Origin of the sequence: Shewanella sp. FJAT-52076, from assembly GCF_019457455.1 — a bacterium.
Classification (GTDB): Bacteria; Pseudomonadota; Gammaproteobacteria; order Enterobacterales; family Shewanellaceae; genus Shewanella; species Shewanella zhangzhouensis.
On the sequence record NZ_CP080415.1, the window covers coordinates 3,590,011 to 3,608,824 of the forward strand.

The 18,814-nt window shown below is 51.8% G+C and carries 20 protein-coding genes; 6 read left to right on the forward strand and 14 right to left on the reverse strand.

Features of this window, described 5'->3' with window-relative positions:
* Positions 1-4: 4 nt before the first annotated feature.
* Together K0H79_RS15860 and nudF are read right to left on the reverse strand one after the other, a co-directional pair.
* Positions 5-439, reverse strand: coding sequence for a DUF1249 domain-containing protein (locus K0H79_RS15860; RefSeq protein WP_258405413.1), 435 nt, complete (start codon positions 437-439; stop codon positions 5-7).
* Entirely contained in the window at positions 436-1,050 is a 615-nt protein-coding gene (gene nudF / locus K0H79_RS15865) for an ADP-ribose diphosphatase (RefSeq protein ID WP_220076459.1), read from the reverse strand. Before nudF ends, K0H79_RS15860 begins: the two co-directional genes overlap by 4 nt.
* Positions 1,051-1,287: 237 nt before the next feature.
* Between nudF and tolC the strand changes: the two genes are divergently transcribed.
* Complete coding sequence (tolC, locus tag K0H79_RS15870) at positions 1,288-2,586, forward strand: outer membrane channel protein TolC (RefSeq protein ID WP_220065654.1); 1,299 nt, start codon at positions 1,288-1,290, stop codon at positions 2,584-2,586.
* 58 nt (positions 2,587-2,644) lie between these two features.
* On the opposite strand, the gene K0H79_RS15875 is transcribed toward tolC, so the two are convergent.
* The 3 genes from K0H79_RS15875 to K0H79_RS15885 are packed head-to-tail and all read right to left on the reverse strand — an operon-like array spanning position 2,645 to position 4,853.
* Entirely contained in the window at positions 2,645-3,385 is a 741-nt protein-coding gene (locus K0H79_RS15875; RefSeq protein ID WP_011761156.1) for a TIGR04219 family outer membrane beta-barrel protein, read from the reverse strand.
* A 2-nt stretch (positions 3,386-3,387) separates the two neighbouring features.
* Positions 3,388-4,359 carry a DUF2333 family protein gene (locus K0H79_RS15880; RefSeq protein WP_220065655.1) on the reverse strand — a complete coding sequence of 324 codons (972 nt, stop codon included), beginning with the start codon at positions 4,357-4,359 and terminating at the stop codon, positions 3,388-3,390.
* 14 nt (positions 4,360-4,373) lie between these two features.
* Positions 4,374-4,853, reverse strand: a complete 480-nt coding sequence (locus tag K0H79_RS15885) for a copper chaperone PCu(A)C (RefSeq protein WP_220076460.1) — start codon at positions 4,851-4,853, stop codon at positions 4,374-4,376.
* A gap of 32 nt (positions 4,854-4,885) precedes the next feature.
* On the opposite strand from K0H79_RS15885, the gene K0H79_RS15890 reads away from it, so the two are divergent.
* A complete protein-coding gene (locus tag K0H79_RS15890) occupies positions 4,886-5,626 on the forward strand; it encodes an enoyl-CoA hydratase (RefSeq protein WP_220065657.1) in 741 nt (246 codons plus the stop codon).
* A 74-nt stretch (positions 5,627-5,700) separates the two neighbouring features.
* Here K0H79_RS15890 and K0H79_RS15895 read toward each other — a convergent pair whose 3' ends face one another.
* From K0H79_RS15895 to dusA, 3 genes are all read right to left on the reverse strand, one after another.
* Positions 5,701-5,898 (reverse strand): PspC domain-containing protein, encoded by a 198-nt coding sequence (locus K0H79_RS15895; RefSeq protein ID WP_220076461.1) that lies wholly within the window; start codon positions 5,896-5,898, stop codon positions 5,701-5,703.
* Between the two features lie 136 nt (positions 5,899-6,034).
* Complete coding sequence (locus tag K0H79_RS15900) at positions 6,035-6,304, reverse strand: hypothetical protein (RefSeq protein WP_220065659.1); 270 nt, start codon at positions 6,302-6,304, stop codon at positions 6,035-6,037.
* Between the two features lie 205 nt (positions 6,305-6,509).
* Positions 6,510-7,490, reverse strand: a complete 981-nt coding sequence (gene dusA, locus K0H79_RS15905) for a tRNA dihydrouridine(20/20a) synthase DusA (protein WP_220076462.1) — start codon at positions 7,488-7,490, stop codon at positions 6,510-6,512.
* Between the two features lie 191 nt (positions 7,491-7,681).
* Here dusA and K0H79_RS15910 point away from each other — a divergent pair, with 191 nt between their 5' ends.
* Positions 7,682-8,146: a chemotaxis protein CheX gene (locus K0H79_RS15910; protein WP_011761163.1), complete on the forward strand. Its 465-nt coding sequence runs from the start codon at positions 7,682-7,684 to the stop codon at positions 8,144-8,146.
* A 44-nt stretch (positions 8,147-8,190) separates the two neighbouring features.
* On the opposite strand, the gene alr is transcribed toward K0H79_RS15910, so the two are convergent.
* Both alr and dnaB read right to left on the reverse strand, forming a co-directional pair.
* On the reverse strand, positions 8,191-9,285 hold the full coding sequence (alr, locus tag K0H79_RS15915) for an alanine racemase (protein WP_220076463.1): 1,095 nt from the start codon (positions 9,283-9,285) through the stop codon (positions 8,191-8,193).
* Between the two features lie 30 nt (positions 9,286-9,315).
* Positions 9,316-10,722, reverse strand: a complete 1,407-nt coding sequence (gene dnaB, locus K0H79_RS15920) for a replicative DNA helicase (protein ID WP_220065662.1) — start codon at positions 10,720-10,722, stop codon at positions 9,316-9,318.
* Between the two features lie 121 nt (positions 10,723-10,843).
* Between dnaB and K0H79_RS15925 the strand changes: the two genes are divergently transcribed.
* Both K0H79_RS15925 and K0H79_RS15930 read left to right on the forward strand, forming a co-directional pair.
* Positions 10,844-13,033: a S46 family peptidase gene (locus tag K0H79_RS15925; RefSeq protein ID WP_220076464.1), complete on the forward strand. Its 2,190-nt coding sequence runs from the start codon at positions 10,844-10,846 to the stop codon at positions 13,031-13,033.
* 201 nt (positions 13,034-13,234) lie between these two features.
* Positions 13,235-16,204 carry a TonB-dependent receptor gene (locus K0H79_RS15930; protein ID WP_220076465.1) on the forward strand — a complete coding sequence of 990 codons (2,970 nt, stop codon included), beginning with the start codon at positions 13,235-13,237 and terminating at the stop codon, positions 16,202-16,204.
* 119 nt (positions 16,205-16,323) lie between these two features.
* Here K0H79_RS15930 and rplI read toward each other — a convergent pair whose 3' ends face one another.
* The 4 genes from rplI to rpsF are packed head-to-tail and all read right to left on the reverse strand — an operon-like array spanning position 16,324 to position 17,775.
* Positions 16,324-16,773, reverse strand: coding sequence for a 50S ribosomal protein L9 (gene rplI, locus K0H79_RS15935; RefSeq protein WP_220065665.1), 450 nt, complete (start codon positions 16,771-16,773; stop codon positions 16,324-16,326).
* 40 nt (positions 16,774-16,813) lie between these two features.
* Positions 16,814-17,041, reverse strand: a complete 228-nt coding sequence (rpsR, locus tag K0H79_RS15940) for a 30S ribosomal protein S18 (RefSeq protein WP_011761169.1) — start codon at positions 17,039-17,041, stop codon at positions 16,814-16,816.
* Between the two features lie 11 nt (positions 17,042-17,052).
* On the reverse strand, positions 17,053-17,358 hold the full coding sequence (priB, locus tag K0H79_RS15945) for a primosomal replication protein N (protein WP_083766423.1): 306 nt from the start codon (positions 17,356-17,358) through the stop codon (positions 17,053-17,055).
* A gap of 9 nt (positions 17,359-17,367) precedes the next feature.
* Positions 17,368-17,775 (reverse strand): 30S ribosomal protein S6, encoded by a 408-nt coding sequence (gene rpsF, locus K0H79_RS15950; RefSeq protein WP_220076466.1) that lies wholly within the window; start codon positions 17,773-17,775, stop codon positions 17,368-17,370.
* A gap of 223 nt (positions 17,776-17,998) precedes the next feature.
* Here rpsF and K0H79_RS15955 point away from each other — a divergent pair, with 223 nt between their 5' ends.
* Positions 17,999-18,745: a DUF481 domain-containing protein gene (locus K0H79_RS15955; protein WP_220076467.1), complete on the forward strand. Its 747-nt coding sequence runs from the start codon at positions 17,999-18,001 to the stop codon at positions 18,743-18,745.
* Positions 18,746-18,814: the final 69 nt, after the last annotated feature.

The following is an 18,814-nucleotide window of genomic DNA, read 5'->3' on the forward strand; positions in this document are numbered from 1 at the left end:
ACAATTAAGACTGCACAGCCGACTGGTATCGGCAGCCAATCTTCAATAACTCTTCCAGGAATGCATTGACCTGGTACTTTTCATCACTTTGGTACATTCGCAAATTGGGGTAATCATACACCGCACTGAGAAGTGAAAACTGCCGACCAGTTAACACTTCTGCTAATTTAGCATCATGATAAATCCGAACCAATACCTTAGGGTCTTCAATTAGCGGTGTTTTTCCAAGTGGGCGGGAAATTTCGACCAATTGGGTGTAGCGGGTATTTTCCACCAGCGTGATTTTAAGGATGCCGTGGCTGCCACGTACGCTGGCGGGGGCATCCATGGCCAGCGCAGAGGGTAGCCAGCGCAGCAACAAGGCATAGTTTCGGCCACACAAGGCCAAAAAGCCGTTGAGATCCGGCTGATAGCGAGCTTTCAATCCCTTGCCCTTCAAAAGTTACTCCGCACGAGCTTGTGCCGGTTCAACTCAAGCCACTGCAGGCCAAGCACGGTTGAGCCATTATCAATTTCACCACTTTCGACCATGGCATAGGCGGCTTCGCGGCTCATCACGTGCACCCGAATATCCTCATGCTCATGGGCAAGGCCATGCAGGCCTTCCGCCTGACTGGCATCGACTTCAGCCATAAAACAATAAAAGCGCTCGCTGCAGCCACCGGGACTGGAGAGATAGCTGCCGATGGGCAGCACCCGCGACGCAGTAAGCCCCGCCTCTTCCATCAACTCTCTGCGGGCCACCTCTTCGGCCGACTCTCCTTCTTCCATCATGCCCGCCACCAACTCCAGCAGCCATGGGAATTCAGAGGTTTCGAGTGCCGGAAACCTAACCTGTTCAATCAACACCACCTGGTCGGTTACCGGGTCATAGGGCAACACCACAACAGCATGACCACGTTCAAACACTTCCCGCGAGACGACCTCACTCCAGCCACCGGCAAACAAACGATGGCGAAACTGATACCTGACCATCTTGAAAAAACCCTGATACAGGGTGCTCGAGTCCAGTACTTCAATGTCTTCACGACTGAAGAGTCTGTTAAACATTCGCTGCTCCTTGACGAGGTGATTCACTTATTATCATGGGATTCGCACAAAGATTTAAAATAAAATCTGTTACACTTCGGGTTTGACTCAAAAATGGTTGATTTTTTAGTATTTCAACCATTAACTTTTAGCTGTTTCGGGAAGCGTCGGGAAGCGCGAACCGCCCGGGTATAAGGGCACATCAGTTTAACCCAGTTATTACCCCCCTGGGGGACATTGTCTCAATAAGGACAGCCAATGAAATTCAAGCTCAGCTCTCTGTGCGCCGCAGTGCTTTTGGCAGCCGGTGCAACAAATGCCCATGCCGATGATCTGCTTCAAATCTATCAGCAGGCACTGACCAACGACCCTTTGGTTCTGCAGGCTCAGGCTCAGCGCAACGCGCTTTACGCCCAGATTGAAGAAAACCGCGCTCCCCTGTTGCCCACCATCAGTGCCAATGTCGGTTACGACAAGGCCTGGAAAGACCCATCCGAAGACTCCGATGGCTTTACCGGTGGCGTCAAATTAACTCAGGTGATTTATGATCACAGCGCCTGGGTTGGCCTGTCACTGGCTGAGAAAGCCGCCGCGCAAGCCGATGCAGCCTATGCGTCCGCGCTGCAAAACCTCATCACCCGTGTGACCAAAGCCTACTTTGACGTACTCAAGGCCAAGGATAACTACGAGTTCCAGGGCGCAGAGAAGCGCGCCATTGAGCGTCAGCTCGAGCAAACCAAACAGCGTTTTGCCGTGGGTTTGACAGCCATGACCGACGTGCACGAAGCCCAGGCCCAATATGACCTGGCCTCTGCCACCGAAATTCTGGCCGAAAACACCCTGTCAAACAGCTATGAAGCACTGCGTGAAATTACAGGGATTGACCATAAGTCCATCAACGTACTGGACACAAACCGTTTCAGTGCCGCCGCCCCCGCGCCTGCCGTTCCCAACGAATGGATTAAGATGGCAGAAAGCAACAGTACTGATCTGCTGACTCAACGCATTGGTAAAGACATCGCAGAAGAGACGATTTCCCTCTATAAAGCGGGTCATTACCCATCTCTGAGTCTGAGCGCTGGTTACACCAAGGGTTTTGAACAAACACCCGGCCCTGATTACGACAACAGCTCTATCGGCGTGACACTGTCTATCCCTATCTTTGAAGGATTCAAGGTCACCTCCCAGGTGGAACAGGCTCAGTACAAGTATGTGGAAGCCAGTGAAAAGCTGGAGCAAACGTATCGCCGCGTAGTGAAGGATGTAAGAAACAACTTCAATAACGTGGGTGCCTCAATCAGCTCTATCCGTGCCTATGAGCAATCCGTGCTGTCGTCCGAAAGCGCACTCGGTGCCACTCAGTCTGGTTTCGAAGTGGGTACCCGTACTATCGTTGACGTGCTCAACCGTACCCGGGACCTCTACGACTCCAAGCGTAAACTGTCTGATGCGCGTTACAGCTACATCAGCTCGGTGCTGGCTCTGAAACAAGCTGCCGGCACCCTGAACGAGGATGATGTGATTGCCATCAACAATGGTTTGAAGGCTGCAGAATAATCGTAACAAGTATAAAAAAACCGCCTGATGGCGGTTTTTTTATAACTTTGATACTGACTTAGAACAGCAGTTCCACACCGGCAAAATAGCCTTTGAAACTGCTGTCAGTACTGATGCCATCGAAGCCATTCACATCGAAACTGAACTCACGATAACCGGCACGGATACGGGTATCCAGCGCTATACCATCAAACTCCCAGCCAAGACCCACACTGTAATCGTATACCTGGCTTTCATCCAAACCCGCCATCAGGTCGGCAAAGCCATAGAGACCGAGACCAGGCATTCCTACCACGGCACTGGCGTAACCCATGATAATACCGTCGGTAAAGTCCTTTTGCGCAGCAACACCCGAGGCATTGCTGATGCGCAGTGAACCGTTCATCTTTTTGTAGGCGCCGCCCACATCCAGGGACACGATATCGTTGTCCAGCAGCTCGTAGTAAAGCACAAAGTCGGTATTGCTCAGATCCATGGTGCTATAGAGTTCACCATTGAAAGGAATACCACCGAAGGCCAGAGTAGCATCAGCGTTAAAACCGTCTTCCTCGAGGCGATTTTCACGGATCAGCAGGTTCGGCAGCAAGGGCACAGGATGCTCAACGGCAAACCAAACACTTGTCTGGCCCGATGTGTCGTAATCAAACCCGTGCAGGTTACCGGCATCGTCAGGCACATTACCTTTGGCATCCGCATGCCAGTAATCGGCACCGACTTTAAAACCAACAACAGTGGCCGCGTTGGCCGAAAACGCAGCCAACGCAGAAAGCAGTGAGGCAGCCAGAATGGTTTTTTTCATAATTAACCCTGTGAAAGCAAATTGGTTAAATCAATGAGCGCCGCATTGGCGCGTGAGACGTAGTTGGCCATAACCAGAGAGTGGTTAGCCACATAGCCAAAGCCTGAACCGTTAAGGACCAGCGGACTCCATACGGTCTGCTGGGTAGATTCCAGCTCACGAATGATCTGCTTTAAACTGACTTCGGCATTCTTCTTCTTGAGCACATCGGCAAAATCGACCTCGACGGCTTTCATGAAGTTAAGCAAGGCCCAGCAAGAACCGCGGGTCTCATAGAAGACATCATCAATTTGCCACCAGCTGGTTTTGATTTGCTGTGCAGCCAAATTGGGGGTGGATTGACGCGCCGAATTATCACCGGCCAAATCTGTGTTAAGCCTTTCCTGACCGACACTGGCCGACAGCCTCTGTGACATGCTGCCAAGACGTTTTTGTACCTCTTTCAGCCATTCGTTCAGATTATCAGCCCGGGCGTAAAACTGTGCGTCTCTATTACTGGTGTCGGCAATACGTGCACGGTAGAGTTTCAGCAGTTTAACCGCATCGCTGTACTCGCTTTCAGCGCTGGGCACCAACCAGGACGTGTGATCGATATTGAGCTTGGAGTGTGCCTCCAGCAGGTCGTTATCGGCGGTCGATTGTGACTGAGAGCGGCTGAACTCTTTACGCATTACCAGCGCCAGGTCCCGCACCTGTTCGAGGGCCCCAAACTCAAACGCCGGCATATTATCCATAAACACTGACGGTGGCGTGGTGTCGTTGGATAACCAACCGCCTTGTTTGTTGAGCAGGGTTTCAACGGTATTGATGAGTGAGGAAGTCGTAGCATAACCCACGATCTGTTGGCCATTTTCCGCGTTGAGCACCTCCGGCTCAAGCACATCAGGTTCAACACTCCACCAGACACTGACGCCGTACATGATGACGACTATCACAGCCGCCACACCAGCGACCTTTTTCCATGTCACTTGCATCTTGAATTACTCCTTTAATGATGATGGTGATGATGTTCATCTGCCTGAGCATTGCCAGATTTGGCTACCGGCAGTTTGATCTCAAGGGTCTGACCATCTTTGAATTTAAGCAGCAGTGTCACCATGTTGCCTTCGGCCAGCGGTGATGCAAGCCCAAGCAGCATGACATGGTCACCCTGTTCACCCAGTTTCAAGGTACCGTGTGACGGCAAGTCAAACCCTTCAACCTGGCGCATTTTAACTATGTCATTTTCGGTCAGCAGGGTGTGCAACTGCGCTTCTTTGGCGATGTTGGTCTCAACGGCAATCAGTTCGGTGGACGGACCGTGATTTTCGAGGGTGAAATAGGCTGCGGTATTGGGGGAGGATGGCGGCATGGCACGCACAAAACCATCTTTTACTATAATCTCAGCCATGGCGGGCATGGACAGCAGGCCAACCAGGCCGAAATTAAACATGTGTTTGAATATCGATTTCAATGTCATACACTCCATGTCAAGCCAAGCTATTTTTTGAGGACAACCCCATGAGTAAAATACTCGTCAAGGATCTGGATGGCGTAAGGGTAATCAGCTTCAATCGCCCGGAAAAACGCAATGCTTTAGACCTTGATATGTACAGGCAGCTCACAGAATACCTTATGCAAGGTGAGAGCGACAATGACATTCGAGCCTTCCTGCTGACCGGTGAAGCCAATTGTTTCACCTCGGGGAATGATGTTGCTGACTTTTTGCAAAACAGTGAATTAGGTCCAAATCACCCTGCCGTGCGTTTCCTGTATTGCTTGCTGGAGCTGAAAAAACCCTTGGTGGCAGCAGTGAGTGGCAGCGCTGTTGGTATTGGCACCACCCTACTGCTTCACTGCGATTTGGTGTATGCCGATAACAGCGCTAAATTCCAACTGCCCTTCGTAAATCTGGCATTGGTGCCCGAGGCAGGTGCCAGTATCTTGCTGCCCGAATTGGTTGGCTATCAAAAGGCAGCTGAACTGCTATTACTCGCAGAGCCATTCGACGCCGAGACGGCATTGTCATTGAAGCTTATCAATGCCTTGTGTTCCAAAGAAGAATTGCAACAAACGGCACTGGACAAGGCACGTAAACTGGCAAGCCAACCGCCGCAGGCATTGCAGCAAACACGGCAATTAATGCGTCCCCACAAACACAGGGTGCAGCACCAGATGCATCTCGAGCTGGAAGCCTTTGGGGAAAGATTAAAAAGCGATGAGGCCAAGGCCCGCTTTCAGGCGTTTCTTACGAAATCCTGAACCCTCTGCCCCTTGCTAACGACACTGAAGCAATACCGTTAACAAGGGGCAGATTCACTCAGCATTTAGCCCCATCAAGCCTCCCACTTGTCCATTACCAGCGCCAGGGCAAAGTAAATCAACAGGGTGATGGCTGGATTGATGAGTGTCGACACCATCCAGGCAACCCGAGTCCACATGCAAGACGAGCCAAACTTGGTTGCCATTTGGGCGGCCACACCGCACACCAGACGACGGGGATTTTTAAGACGCATTTCAATGCCCATATTCATGCTTTTCCTTTCACTGAAGTTAGATCCTGTGCCAGCGCATCAGGTAGGTCACCAGGGTACAGGCCAGAAAGCTTGCTACGGGTAACATCAAGACCAATGCGGTTTTCATCGAGAGTCCCAGTGTCAACCACATGCCTTACTCCTTGGCGGCGACCAGCGCTTTTTTCTGTTCCTCATCTTTGGCAGATGCGGTTTCAGTCAGCGTTCCCCAGGTCTTGGTCAGCTCAGCTTTAAGCTCCAATTCCAGGTCCAAAGCAGCATTTTGCAGCATTTCCTTGGTTTGGTTCATCACGCTCATTTCGACAGAGCGCAGCAGATCGGTAGTTGAAAATTCAGTAGCTTGAACGTTGTTTGCCATTCCCAGAGTAACCATCAGGGCCAGGGCGGTCAGTGTGCGATTAAACATGGTGTTCACTCCTGTTGTTAACCTATGTCACATCAGGTATTACAAGTGTCGTGCCAAGTTTAATAAAAATTTTATCGATCTGTTTTTAAAGGATTTTATTAAAAGTTAAAAAAGAGAGTGGGGTCTGAGGCGAGCGTTAAGATTGGAGACAGGTGAAATTAACCACAGTTGTGGTTAATTTCACCAAATGACGCTTAAGAGGGCCTTAGTTAGTGGTGAGCTCCATGGCTTTTATTGCATTTTCAATTACTTCGATGCCAGCTCCCGGCTTATGGGCATTCTCACTCAGGTATCGCCGCCAGGCGCGGGAGCCCGGCAAGCCCTGATACAAACCAATGATATGTCGACTGATATGGTTCAGGCGTCCACCATCGGCGAGGTGTTTCCCGATATAAGGAAGCAGCTTCCCGATAACCTCCTCCCGACTGCTGACAACCGCTGGATTACCACAAAGCTCAGTGTCCACCGAGGCTAAAATATAGGGATTCTGGTACGCTTCACGGCCTACCATGACGCCATCGAGCTGCGTCAGATGGGTTTTAGCCTGCTCTATACTGGTCACGCCACCATTGATACTGATGGAGAGCTGGGGGTAGTCCCGTTTCAGCTGATACACCCGCTCATAATCCAAGGGCGGAATTTCACGGTTCTCTTTCGGACTCAATCCCTGCAACCAGGCCTTACGGGCATGAATAATAAAGGTATTGCAGCCAGCCGCAGAGACGGTATCGATAAAGTCGGTGAGGAACCCGTAAGAGTCCTGCTCATCAATGCCAATACGGGTCTTCACCGTGACAGGAACAGACACCTGCTGACGCATGGCGTCTACACACTCAGCCACCAACTTAGGCTCGGCCATCAAGCAGGCACCGAAGCGACCATTCTGTACCCGATCAGACGGGCAACCCACGTTGATATTCACTTCATCATAACCACGGGCCTCGGCAAGCTTGGCGCAGGCCGCCAAATCCTTGGGGTCTGAACCGCCCAACTGCAACGCCAGGGGGTGCTCTTCCTGGTTGTAGGCCAGATAATCGCCTTTTCCGTGGAGAATTGCGCCCGTCGTCACCATTTCGGTATAAAGCAGCGCCTCTTTGGACATCAGACGTGCAAAATAGCGGTAGTGTCTGTCGGTCCAATCCAACATGGGCGCGACAGAGAAGGTGCGGTTGAGTGGCGATGGCATGAGCTTTCCCCATCCTGTAGACTGCGTAAAAGGGCGGCTATTTTACACTCGCACAATAAAAAACGACACCCATAATAGCCGCTGCCAGTGGGGGCAAAAGTTCACTTCGCCGCATAAATTCATCTACGCTTATGGGTATGTGGTCACCATCAGGGGGTCGCACCCAGGCTATCAGCGAGGAATCGCCAAGCATGAATGTCGAATTTATCAATCCGTTTCTACAATCTCTGCTCAATGTTGTCTCGACCATGGCATCGATGCAGCTCACTCCGGGTAAGCCCCGGCTGAAAACCGATAATCTTGCCAAGGGGGATGTGTCAGGGCTGATTGGCATGGTAGGCCCTCAGACCAAGGGCTCTATGTCCATCACGTTCGAGCAAAGTCTGGCACTGCAAATCATGCAAAACATGCTGGGCGAAAACCCGGGGACCATCAATGATGAGGTCACTGATATGGTGGGCGAAATCACCAATATGGTCACAGGCGGCGCCAAAAACCTCTTGAGTGACAAGGGATACGATTTTGAGATGGCGACCCCAGTGGTAGTGGCAGGAACGGGTCACAGAATTTCCCACAAGGCCGATGGCACCAAAATTATCATGCCATTCACCAGCCCCTACGGTACTGCTTACATTGAGATTTGCTTCGAGAATTAATACGGTACAAAAAAGGCGCTCCAAAAATGAGCGCCTTTTTTAAGTTAATCGAGGCAAACCGCCACCCTTGGGGTTAGCTTGGTCACCAGCTCATAGGCAATGGTGCCAATTCGCTCCGCCACCTCTTCAACGGGCAGATCCTTGCCCCAGAGAAGTGCCCTGTCACCCACTCTATCTGTGGCGGCAGGCCCCAGGTCCACTGTCAGCATGTCCATGGAAACCCGGCCAACAATGGGCACCCGTCGGCCATTAACCAGTACCGGCGTGCCCTCGGGGGCATTGCGGGGGTAACCGTCACCATAACCTATGGCCACCACACCAAGGCGCGTATCGCGTCTGGCCGTCCAGTATGCGCCATAGCCCACACTCTCGCCGGCGCTGTGCTCCCGCACCGCTATCAATTGCGATACCAGCTCCATCGCAGGTTCGAGGCCGTGGTTGCTTCCAAGGTCACCCGCTACGGGAGACACGCCGTAAAGCGCAATGCCCGGACGAATCCAATCGGCCTGGCTTTGCGGCCAGTAAAGCACCCCCGCTGAGTTAGCCAGGGTTCTGTCGCCGGGCAATCCCTGGGTCAGGGCGTTAAAATGGGCCATCTGTGTAGCGGTAAAATCTTTTTGCGGCTCATCGGCGCAACTGAAATGTGTCATCAGATGCACGGGTTTGGCCACATTGGGGTTTTGCTGCAGTCTCTGGTACACGCCCTCAAACTCGCTGGCATGAAACCCCAGCCGGTGCATACCTGAATCGATTTTGAGCCACACGGTGACAGGCTTGGACAGACTGACGGATTCCAGCATATCCAGCTGGGAGACATGGTGAACAACCGTGTCTATGTCATGCTCCACCAGCAGGGGCAAATCTTCACTGCGGAAAAAGCCTTCCAGTAATAAGAGTCTGGCGGACACACCACCGGCTCTGACCTCCAGAGCTTCCTCAAGCCTTGCCAGCCCGAAACCATCTGCATCAGCATCTGAATGGGCATCGGTTAGTACCTGGGCCACATTGAGCAGTCCATGGCCATAACCGTTGGCTTTCACCACGGCCATGACCCTGCTGCCCGGGGCAATTTGACGCAGCCGTTTAAGGTTGGCCTTCAGCGCGCGACTGCTGATTTCTGCGCGGGGAAAAGGTTTCAATACATCTGCCTTGTGAGATTCGAGCAAGGATCAGTCTTCTTCAAACTGAGGGCCGGCATAGTTGTCAAAGCGGGAGAATTGCCCCTGGAAGGTCAGGCGCACCCGGCCAATGGGGCCGTTACGCTGCTTACCGATGATGATTTCGGCAGTGCCTTTATCCTGGGAGTCGTTATTGTATACCTCGTCCCTGTAGATAAACATGATAAGGTCCGCATCCTGCTCGATAGAGCCGGATTCACGAAGATCCGAGTTTACCGGGCGTTTATCGGCCCTTTGTTCCAGCGAGCGGTTAAGCTGTGACAGGGCAATCACCGGGATTTCCAGCTCCTTGGCGAGCGCCTTGAGCGAGCGGGAAATTTCGGCGATTTCCAGGGTACGGTTATCCGCCAGCGCCGGAACCTGCATCAACTGCAGGTAGTCCACCATGATCATCGACAGGCCACCCCACTCACGGGCAACCCTGCGGGCACGGCTGCGCACTTCGGTTGGGGTCAGGCCAGAGCTGTCGTCGATGTACATCTTGCCCTGCTCGAGCATCAACCCCATGGTGGAAGACACCCGCGCCCAATCCTCGTCATCCAGCTGGCCGGTACGCACCTTGGTTTGGTCAACACGGCCAAGGGACGCGAGCATACGCATCATGATCTGTTCCGAGGGCATCTCGAGACTGAAAATCAGTACCGGTTTATCCTCATTCATGGCGGCGTATTCGCAGAGGTTCATGGCGAAGGTGGTTTTCCCCATGGACGGACGTGCGGCCACAATCACCAGGTCACCGCTTTGAAAACCCGCAGTCATCCGGTCGAGATCCGAAAAGCCGCTGGATACCCCGGTCACACCGTTGTGGGGGTTGTTGTACAACTGCTCGATTTTATCGACGGTTTTTTCCAGGATAGCCTTGATGTCTTCGGGGCCTTCGTTGGCATTGGCCCGCTGTTCGGCAATCTTGAATACCTTGGTTTCCGCCAGGTCCAGCAAGGCACTGGAATCGCGGCCTTCAGGGTTGTATCCCGCATCGGCAATCTCGTGGGCAACCCGAATCATTTCCCGCACCACGGCACGCTCACGCACAATTTCAGCGTAAGACAATATGTTACCGGCGCTGGGGGTGTTTTTGGCAATTTCACCCAAATAGGCAAAACCACCGGCATCGTCCAGCTCGTTATTCAGTTCGAGCTGCTCTGACACTGTAATCAAATCCAGGGGCTGGCCCTGCTCCACCAGCTTTTGCATGGCAGAGAAAATCAATCGGTGGGAACGGGAGTAAAAGTCTTCACGAACCACGGCTTCAGCCACTTTGTCCCAAGCCTCAGCATCCAACATCAGGCCGCCAAGCACCGATTGCTCGGCCTCTATCGAATGCGGCGGCATTTTGATGGCTTCAACCTGGGCATCTTTTAACTTGCCCTTTGGTTTAAAGGCGGTTTCCTGTGACATTCAGTCTCCCAATATCCAACGGATTTGCAAAATATGGTATAAAACTCACCGACTTTGGCATCACCAAAGCCAAACGCATCCCATCCACGATGGACTCACGAACAATAATTAAGGAATCAACATGCGCAACCTAGTGGCAGCGGCTCTGGTGCTTTCTTCCGGAGTGGCACTCGCCGACGAAGGCCAGTGGCAACCTTATCAAATGCCTTCCATCGCAGACAAACTCAAAGCCCGCGGTATCGACATACCAGCTGAGCAGTTGGCCGACTTAAGCCGCTATCCCATGAACGCCGTGGTGGGGCTGGGCTATTGTACCGCCAGTTTTGTATCCCCCCAAGGGCTGGCAGTGACAAATCATCACTGCGCGTTCCGAGCCATTCAATATAACAGCAGTAAAGAGAAAAACTATCTTGCCGATGGCTTCCTGGCGACCAGCATGGACAAAGAGCCTTCTGCTGGCCCCAACGAGCGCCTGTACGTGACCGAAGCCGTGACAGATGTCAGTGCGCAGATCCGTGACGCCCTGCCGGAAGAACCACTGGCCCGTGTTGAAACGATTGAGAATCGTCAAAAGGCACTCATCAAAGAGTGTGAGAGTGACGATAACTACCGCTGCTCGGTCAGAAGCTTCCACAACGGCCTGGAATACTACCTCATCAAGCAGCTGATGATCCGCGATGTACGCCTCGTCTACGCGCCGCCTGAAAGTGTTGGCGGCTACGGCGGCGATATCGACAACTACGAATACCCACGCCACAGCGGCGATTTCACCTTCCTGCGCGCCTATGTGGGTAAAGATGGCAAACCGGCACCTTACGCAGAAGACAACGTGCCATATCAGCCAAAAAGCTTCCTCAAGATCAACGCCAGCGGCGTGAAAGCCGGTGATGGCGTATTTGCCGCTGGCTATCCAGGCTCAACCAGCCGCTACCGTTTGACCACCGAACTTGAGTTTGCCAGTGACTGGCTCTACCCCACCCAGGCCAAACGCTTCCAGGCCCGTATAGATACCATCGAAGCCATGGGCGCTGCCGATGCTGAACTGGCCATTAAGTACGCCGGTACCGTGGCTGGTATGGCCAACCGCATGAAGAAGCTGAACGGCCTGCTCGACGGCTTTAAAGCTACCGACATTGCCGCCATCAAGCAGCAACGTGAAGATGCCTTTATGACCTGGTATGCCAGCCATGGCGATGCCAAACAGATGGATGAACTCAAGGCACTGATTAAAGAGGGCCAAACTCAGTATCAGACCACCTACTACTTCAACAATGCCCAATCGAGCGACCTGCTCACCGCAGCAAACAGCCTTTATCGCCTGGCCAAAGAGAAACAAAAAGCCGATGCCGACAGGGAGCTGGGCTATCAGGAACGGGACATGAAGATGTTCGCCGATCGCCTGAAGCGTATCGACTCCAGTTTTGATGTGAAAGTCGACAAGGTGCTGTGGCAGGCGGATATTGAAGAGTATCTCGGTCAAGACCAACGCGTGGATGTGCTGGACAAGATGCTGGCAGTTAAAGACGGCCAGGACCTGTCATCCATGCTGGACGGACTCTTTGCAACCACCGGCCTCACCGATCAGGCCACACGTCTTGGTTGGATGGACAAAACCCCGGCTGACTTTGAGGCAAGTAACGATCCCTTTATCAAACTGGCAGTGGCACTCTACGACACCCGCATGGCCCAGGAAAAAGCGGAAAAGACCCTGGACGGCAAGCTCAGCGTTGCCCGCCCGGCGATGATGCAGGCCGTGATTGCCTATAACAAGGATAAAGGCTGGCCGGTATACCCCGACGCCAACGGTACCCTGCGTATCACCTACGGTATGGTGGATGGCTATCAATCACGTGATGCTCTCTATAAGCAGCCTTTCACCCGTCTGGAAGGCATAGTGGCCAAACACACTGGCGTAGAGCCATTCAACGCGCCGCAAAAGGTGCTGGATGCCATCAAGCGTGGTGACATGGGCACACACAAGGTGGATGACCTCTACCCGGACGCCCGCAGCTTTATGTGTAAACTGTTCTCCTGTCAGGACAAACCCGAAGCCTTCAATTCGGTGCCGGTGAACTTCCTCTCCAGCGTAGATACCACCGGTGGTAACTCTGGCTCTCCGGTATTCAATGGTCGTGGTGAATTGGTGGGACTCAACTTTGACTCCACCTATGAAGCCATCACCAAAGACTGGTTCTTCAACCCGGAAATCACCCGGGCAGTCCACGTGGATATTCGCTATATCCTGTGGATGATGGATAAGGTGGATAACGCACAGAATTTGTTACAGGAACTAACCCTGGTAACTAATTGATAATCATTAATTAAAAAAGGCCGCTTACTGATAGCGGCCTTTTTTGTTTCCAATGACACAATCTGAATCACAAATTAACATTGATATAACTTTTGGATACACTTTATACACATAATGTGAGAAGATTTTCCAGCCAACCTGCATCCATAAGCAGGTAAGCACATGAATCTAAAATAACAAACGTTCAAAGGAATGCTTCTCATGTCTAGAACCAACTTCCGCCGTACCCTGGTGGCAGTGTCTGTTAGCGCGCTCTTTGCGTTCAGCAGCACCAGCTTCGCCGCCAGTAACACCGATGGCTCCATTTACGGTAAAGCCGATGCTGGAACCGCCATCACCTATAAAAACGTCAAGACTGGTGTTACCCGAACCATCTATGCCGACGACAAAGGGCGCTTCAACGTTGGCAGCGTCCCGGCAGGCACTTATGAAATAGTGAATGCGAAAGGGGAAACCCAAACTGTACAAGTGGTTATCGGTACAGGCACCAATGTGGCCTTTGATGGCACGACCGAAGTTATTCAGGTGATGGGTTCACGCATCCAACGCATTGATACCTCATCTGTCGAGTCCAGCACTGTATATGACATGGAAGTGGTTGCTCAGATGCCAGTTGCAAGAGACATAGTCTCAGTGGCTCTGCTGACTCCGGGTGCCGTTCAGGGCGGACAGAACTTTGGCCGTAATTTGCCTGTATTCGGCGGTTCATCCATCGCGGAGAACGGTTACTACATCGATGGTATGGACGTAACCAACCTCAGAACCCTGCTTAGCTTCGCAAACCTGCCTCAAGACGCAGTGTCTCAGACTCAGGTGAAATCCGGTGGTTATGGTGTTGAATACGGTCGCTCGCTCGGTGGTATCGTCAATATTGTGACCCGGTCTGGTTCAAATGAGTGGGAGTTTGGCGGCTCAGCTTATTACACGCCTGATGCTCTGCGCTCATCCAATAAAGACGTCTACGACTACAATGCTGACGACATCGGTACATTTAATTCTGAAGACAGCTATGACAAGCTGGAGTACAACGTTTTTGGTTCAGGGGCAATTATCGAAGATAAGTTGTTCTTCTTTGCCATGCTTCAGGGGCAAAACAAAGAAAACGATAACTATGGCTGGATCACCAGTTATCGGGACAAAAACGATACCCCTAACTACTTCGCTAAACTCAACTGGTTTATCACTGAAGATCACAGCCTTCGCTTTACCTATCTGAACAACAAACAGGATCGCGAGTATTGGAGTTATGACAATCCAGAAGATGTTGAATTTGTTGGTCAGCATGGCGATCTTCGCAATAACTACACCCTGAAGTCGGGTGGCGAAATGATGGTACTCGGTTACACCGGCTACCTCACTGAAAGTCTGACTGCCAACCTGCAATACGGCACCCTGACCAATCGTTACGAGCAAACACCATTCCTCGAAGGTGGTGAGTGTCCACGTGCCTATGACAACACCGACAGCGTTCACCTGTACCCTGTGGGCTGCTGGGATCTGGACCAGGTATTTATCAGTGATGATGCTATTGACGAGGATGAGCGTACCAGTTGGAAGGCCGATTTTGAGTGGGCACTTGGTGACCATACTCTGAGATTTGGTTACAACAAAGAAGAGTACGAAGCTACGTCACCAGGCGAAAGTTATACTGGTGGCATTTACTACCGCTATTTTACCGCCAATGATGTCAACGGCTGCCGCCTGAATGGTGTGAATCTGCCTTGCGGTACAGAAGTAGTCCGTACTTGGGAATCAGATACTCTGACTGCAACCTTCGGCGTGGAAAACACGGCCTGGTACATCGAAGACAACTGGCAGGTAACCGATAATATCCTGCTCTATGCCGGTATCCGCAACGAAACCTTCACCAACTATGACGCCAATGGTGATGTGTTCCTTGAGTCCGATAACCTGATTGCACCTCGTTTCGGCGCGTCATGGGATATTGATGGCGACTCAACCAAAAAGCTATATGCCACCCTGGGTCGTTACTATATTCCGGTCCCTGCCAATACCAACATCCGTGCAACCCGCAATGAGTATTTCGCGGAGCACTGGTACTACAACCCCGGTGGATTTGATGAGGCAACCGGTCGCCCTGTGGCGACGGGCGCTGAAATCGGCAGCGGTGTCGTAGACATCCAGGTTCCAAATCCTGAAGTAATAGCCGACCGTAATCTGAACCCCATGTATCAGGACGAACTGATTGTGGGCTACCAGCAGCAGGTCAGCGACAACTGGACCCTCGGTGCCAAATTCATGGGCAGGAAGATCGGTGATGGCATGGACGACTTCTGTGGCCATGATGGTTTTACCAAGTGGGCCGCCGACAACGGCTATGACAACTTCGACCCACGCAGCATGCAGGGTTGTATCATAGTCAACCCAGGCAATGACATCACAATTGCCATGGATCTGGAAGATGACGGTAATCTGACTGTGGTAACCACACCTAACTCATACCATGGCTTACCAGAGTATGAGCGTAAGTATTTAGGTTTGGAGCTGACAGCTGAGCGCGCGTTGGCGGATGGCTGGAAAGCTAACTTCTCCTATGTGCTTTCAAACGCCAGTGGAAACGCAGAAGGCTATGTGAACTCCTCATTGGCTCAGGAAGATCCAGGCGCAACCCAGGACTTCGACCATGCCAACTTTATGGATGGTGCTGACGGCGACTTACCTACCGATCACACTCATCAGTTCAAGGCCTATGGCTTGTATGAAGTGACGGATGAGTTCAATATTGGCGTTTATCTGTCGGCGACTTCTGGCACGCCACTTAGCTGCCAGGGTTATGTCAGAACCGATAATATGTTGGATGGTGGTGGCAGCAGCACCGCTTATGACGCCAACAACTTCAAACGTTATTCAGCCTCCAGTTTCTATTGCCTCAATGAAAACGGAGAACAGGAACTGACTAACCGTGGTGACTATGGTCGTACCGACTGGCTGTACCAGGCCGATTTAAGCTTTACCTATCGTCCTGCCGCTGTAGAAGGCTTAATCCTGCAAGCTACCATCTTCAATGTATTCAACTTCCAGGAAGCTGATACCATTGACCAGCAGAAGGACTTCCAGCGCGGCACCACAGAAATCAGTGAGAACTTCCTGATGCCGAGTGGTTATCAAACCGGCCGCAGTGTGCAGTTTACTGCTCGCTACAGCTTCTAATCGTTTGAGTTGAGAAGACAAGAGCCCCAATGGGGCTCTTTTTTATGCCCCTGATGCCATTTATGCAGGCATAAAAAAACACCGCCCGGAGGCGGTGTTTTCTTTAAAATCAAATCTGATTATTCAGCAACAACAGTTACTTTAACAACAGACTTAACTTCAGTGTGCAGCTGTACTTCAACTTCGAAGTCACCAGTGGTGCGCAGAGCGCCCAGTGGCAGACGAACTTCGGCTTTAGACAGTTCAACGCCAGCAGCAGTCACGGCATCGGCGATGTCGCGAGTACCAACTGAACCGAACAGCTTGCCTTCGTCACCGGCTTTAGAAGCGATAACAACAGCTTCCAGAGCAGCGATCTTCTCGGCGCGGTCAGCAGCAGCAGCCAGGTCGGCAGCCAGTTTGGCTTCCAGCTCAGCGCGGCGGGCTTCGAAAACTTTTACGTTTTCAGCGTTGGCAACAACGGCCTTGCCCTGAGGCAGCAGGAAGTTACGAGCGTAACCAGCCTTTACAGACACTTGGTCACCCAGGTTGCCCAGGTTTGCGATTTTATCAAGCAGAATAACGTTCATTATCAAATCCTCTCTATTCGATTAGGCTTCAATGCTGGAATTACTGATGCAGATCAGTGTATGGCAGCAGAGAAAGATAACGAGCGCGCTTGATGGCGCGAGCCAGTTGGCGCTGGTACTTGGCGCTGGTACCGGTGATACGGCTAGGAACGATTTTGCCGCTCTCAGTGATGTAGTTCTTCAGAGTAGCAATATCTTTGTAATCGATCTCTGCAACACCTTCAGCGGTGAAACGGCAGAACTTGCGACGACGGAAATAACGTGCCATGTGACAGTCTCCTAAGATTTCAATTCGACATTTTCGGCATGCAGTACCAAGCGACTTTGTCCACTCCGACTCTGTTGAGTCGATAGAAAACCTGTTACCTGGATCTCCATGCCTGCCTGCAATTTATCTGTGATGCACTCAAAGTGCTGACCGCTCATGATTGCCTGTATTTGGCAATATACGTTTCTGGGCAAATCGGCTTCGAAACGTTGACTTCGGTGCTCAAGCTGAACCACACAGTGTGGGATCCCGGCCGGGCTTTTAAAGCGTCTGACCCTTAATACAGAGCCAGTCAGCACCAAAGAGTTTGCGGTCACAAACAGAAATTACTCGGCAGATTCTTCAGCGTTTTCTTCGGCTTCATCAGCGTCAGAAGAGCGCTCACTGATGGCAGCACGACGAGCATCACGCTCATCTTTAGCTTTAGCCATTGGAGAGGCTTCGGTGATGGCACCCTTGGTGCGCATAACCATGCTACGCAGAACAGCGTCGTTGAAACGGAAAGCTGTCTCCAGCTCTTCAACAGACTCAGCAGTGGCTTCAACGTTCATCAGAACGTAGTGAGCCTTGTGCAGATCCTGGATTGGGTAAGCCAGTTGACGACGACCCCAGTCTTCCAAGCGGTGGATCTTGCCGTTAGCGTCGGTGATAACACCGGTGTAACGCTCGATCATACCAGCTACTTGTTCACTCTGATCAGGGTGAACCATAAATACGATTTCGTAATGACGCATTTATTGCTCCTTACGGGTTTGTAGCCTCGTTATTGGCTCAGCCGGACCAAGTTAGAGGCAAGGAACGAATTCAATCGGGCTGATAAGGCGCGAAATACTACATAATGACGGCCGAAAACTCAAGCAATAACTTTGTTCTGGCCACCATCAAAGGTATGATTGCCCGTCGCATCTTCGCCCGGGAGTCCGGGCCTGTAGTCAAACCGGGAATACAGGCTGAATAATGATAAACAAACGTATCCTCTCCATCGGCTGCCTGCTGTTAAGCCTAAAGGCACAGGCACTTGTACCGCCCCAGTATCAGGAACCCGCCACAGGGCTGACCGCAGAAGTGGAAGCCGGTCTCCAGCTCAATACGGGTAACACCCAGTCCACCAGTTTTAACGGTCGCACCCGGCTGATTTACGACACCAAAAAAGCCAAGCAGGAAGCCTTGTTGAAGGCCTATTTTGCGTCCGATTCAGAAAAAACTACCGCAGAGAAGTACGACGTCCAGTTGCAGTCCAACTACAAGGTCGATTCCGGTTACTTCTTTGGCCGCGGTGAGGGTACCTGGGATGAGTTTGGCTCATACACCCGCCTGTACACGGGTTCCGTGGGTTACGGTTTTGATGCCATCAGCAGCTATGCCACCAAACTCAAACTCGAAATCGGCCCCGGTTATCAATACAGCCTGGCGAAAGCCACCACCACTGAACCAGACCCCGATGCCAATACAGATGTGATTGTACGGGCCGCCGCCAAGTTTGAGCAGCGAATTCATGAGTACAGCAGCTTTACTGCCGACCTCACCGCCGAGACAGGGCAAAACAATAGCGCAGTGACACTCGATATGGGTTACAAGAATATCCTGTTTCAGGACTTGGCCTTTAAAGTGGGCATGAACGTGAAATACACCGAAGTAGTGCCCGATGGCACAGAGCAGGTTGATACGGTCACCACCTTTAATCTGCTCTATACCTTCCAGTAGGTACAAATCACCGCACGTTTTCACCAATAAAAAAGGATTGCCTGGGCAATCCTTTTTTATTTGATAAGC

Coding starts and splice junctions, on each gene's coding strand:
- nudF (WP_220076459.1), bottom strand. CDS start 1,050: ATGTTTAACAGACTCTTCAGTCGTGAAGACATTGAAGTACTGGACTCG.
- tolC (WP_220065654.1), top strand. CDS start 1,288: ATGAAATTCAAGCTCAGCTCTCTGTGCGCCGCAGTGCTTTTGGCAGCC.
- K0H79_RS15875 (WP_011761156.1), bottom strand. CDS start 3,385: ATGAAAAAAACCATTCTGGCTGCCTCACTGCTTTCTGCGTTGGCTGCG.
- K0H79_RS15880 (WP_220065655.1), bottom strand. CDS start 4,359: ATGCAAGTGACATGGAAAAAGGTCGCTGGTGTGGCGGCTGTGATAGTC.
- K0H79_RS15885 (WP_220076460.1), bottom strand. CDS start 4,853: ATGGAGTGTATGACATTGAAATCGATATTCAAACACATGTTTAATTTC.
- K0H79_RS15890 (WP_220065657.1), top strand. CDS start 4,886: ATGAGTAAAATACTCGTCAAGGATCTGGATGGCGTAAGGGTAATCAGC.
- K0H79_RS15895 (WP_220076461.1), bottom strand. CDS start 5,898: ATGAATATGGGCATTGAAATGCGTCTTAAAAATCCCCGTCGTCTGGTG.
- K0H79_RS15900 (WP_220065659.1), bottom strand. CDS start 6,304: ATGTTTAATCGCACACTGACCGCCCTGGCCCTGATGGTTACTCTGGGA.
- dusA (WP_220076462.1), bottom strand. CDS start 7,490: ATGCCATCGCCACTCAACCGCACCTTCTCTGTCGCGCCCATGTTGGAT.
- K0H79_RS15910 (WP_011761163.1), top strand. CDS start 7,682: ATGAATGTCGAATTTATCAATCCGTTTCTACAATCTCTGCTCAATGTT.
- dnaB (WP_220065662.1), bottom strand. CDS start 10,722: ATGTCACAGGAAACCGCCTTTAAACCAAAGGGCAAGTTAAAAGATGCC.
- K0H79_RS15925 (WP_220076464.1), top strand. CDS start 10,844: ATGCGCAACCTAGTGGCAGCGGCTCTGGTGCTTTCTTCCGGAGTGGCA.
- K0H79_RS15930 (WP_220076465.1), top strand. CDS start 13,235: ATGTCTAGAACCAACTTCCGCCGTACCCTGGTGGCAGTGTCTGTTAGC.
- rplI (WP_220065665.1), bottom strand. CDS start 16,773: ATGAACGTTATTCTGCTTGATAAAATCGCAAACCTGGGCAACCTGGGT.
- rpsR (WP_011761169.1), bottom strand. CDS start 17,041: ATGGCACGTTATTTCCGTCGTCGCAAGTTCTGCCGTTTCACCGCTGAA.
- rpsF (WP_220076466.1), bottom strand. CDS start 17,775: ATGCGTCATTACGAAATCGTATTTATGGTTCACCCTGATCAGAGTGAA.
- K0H79_RS15955 (WP_220076467.1), top strand. CDS start 17,999: ATGATAAACAAACGTATCCTCTCCATCGGCTGCCTGCTGTTAAGCCTA.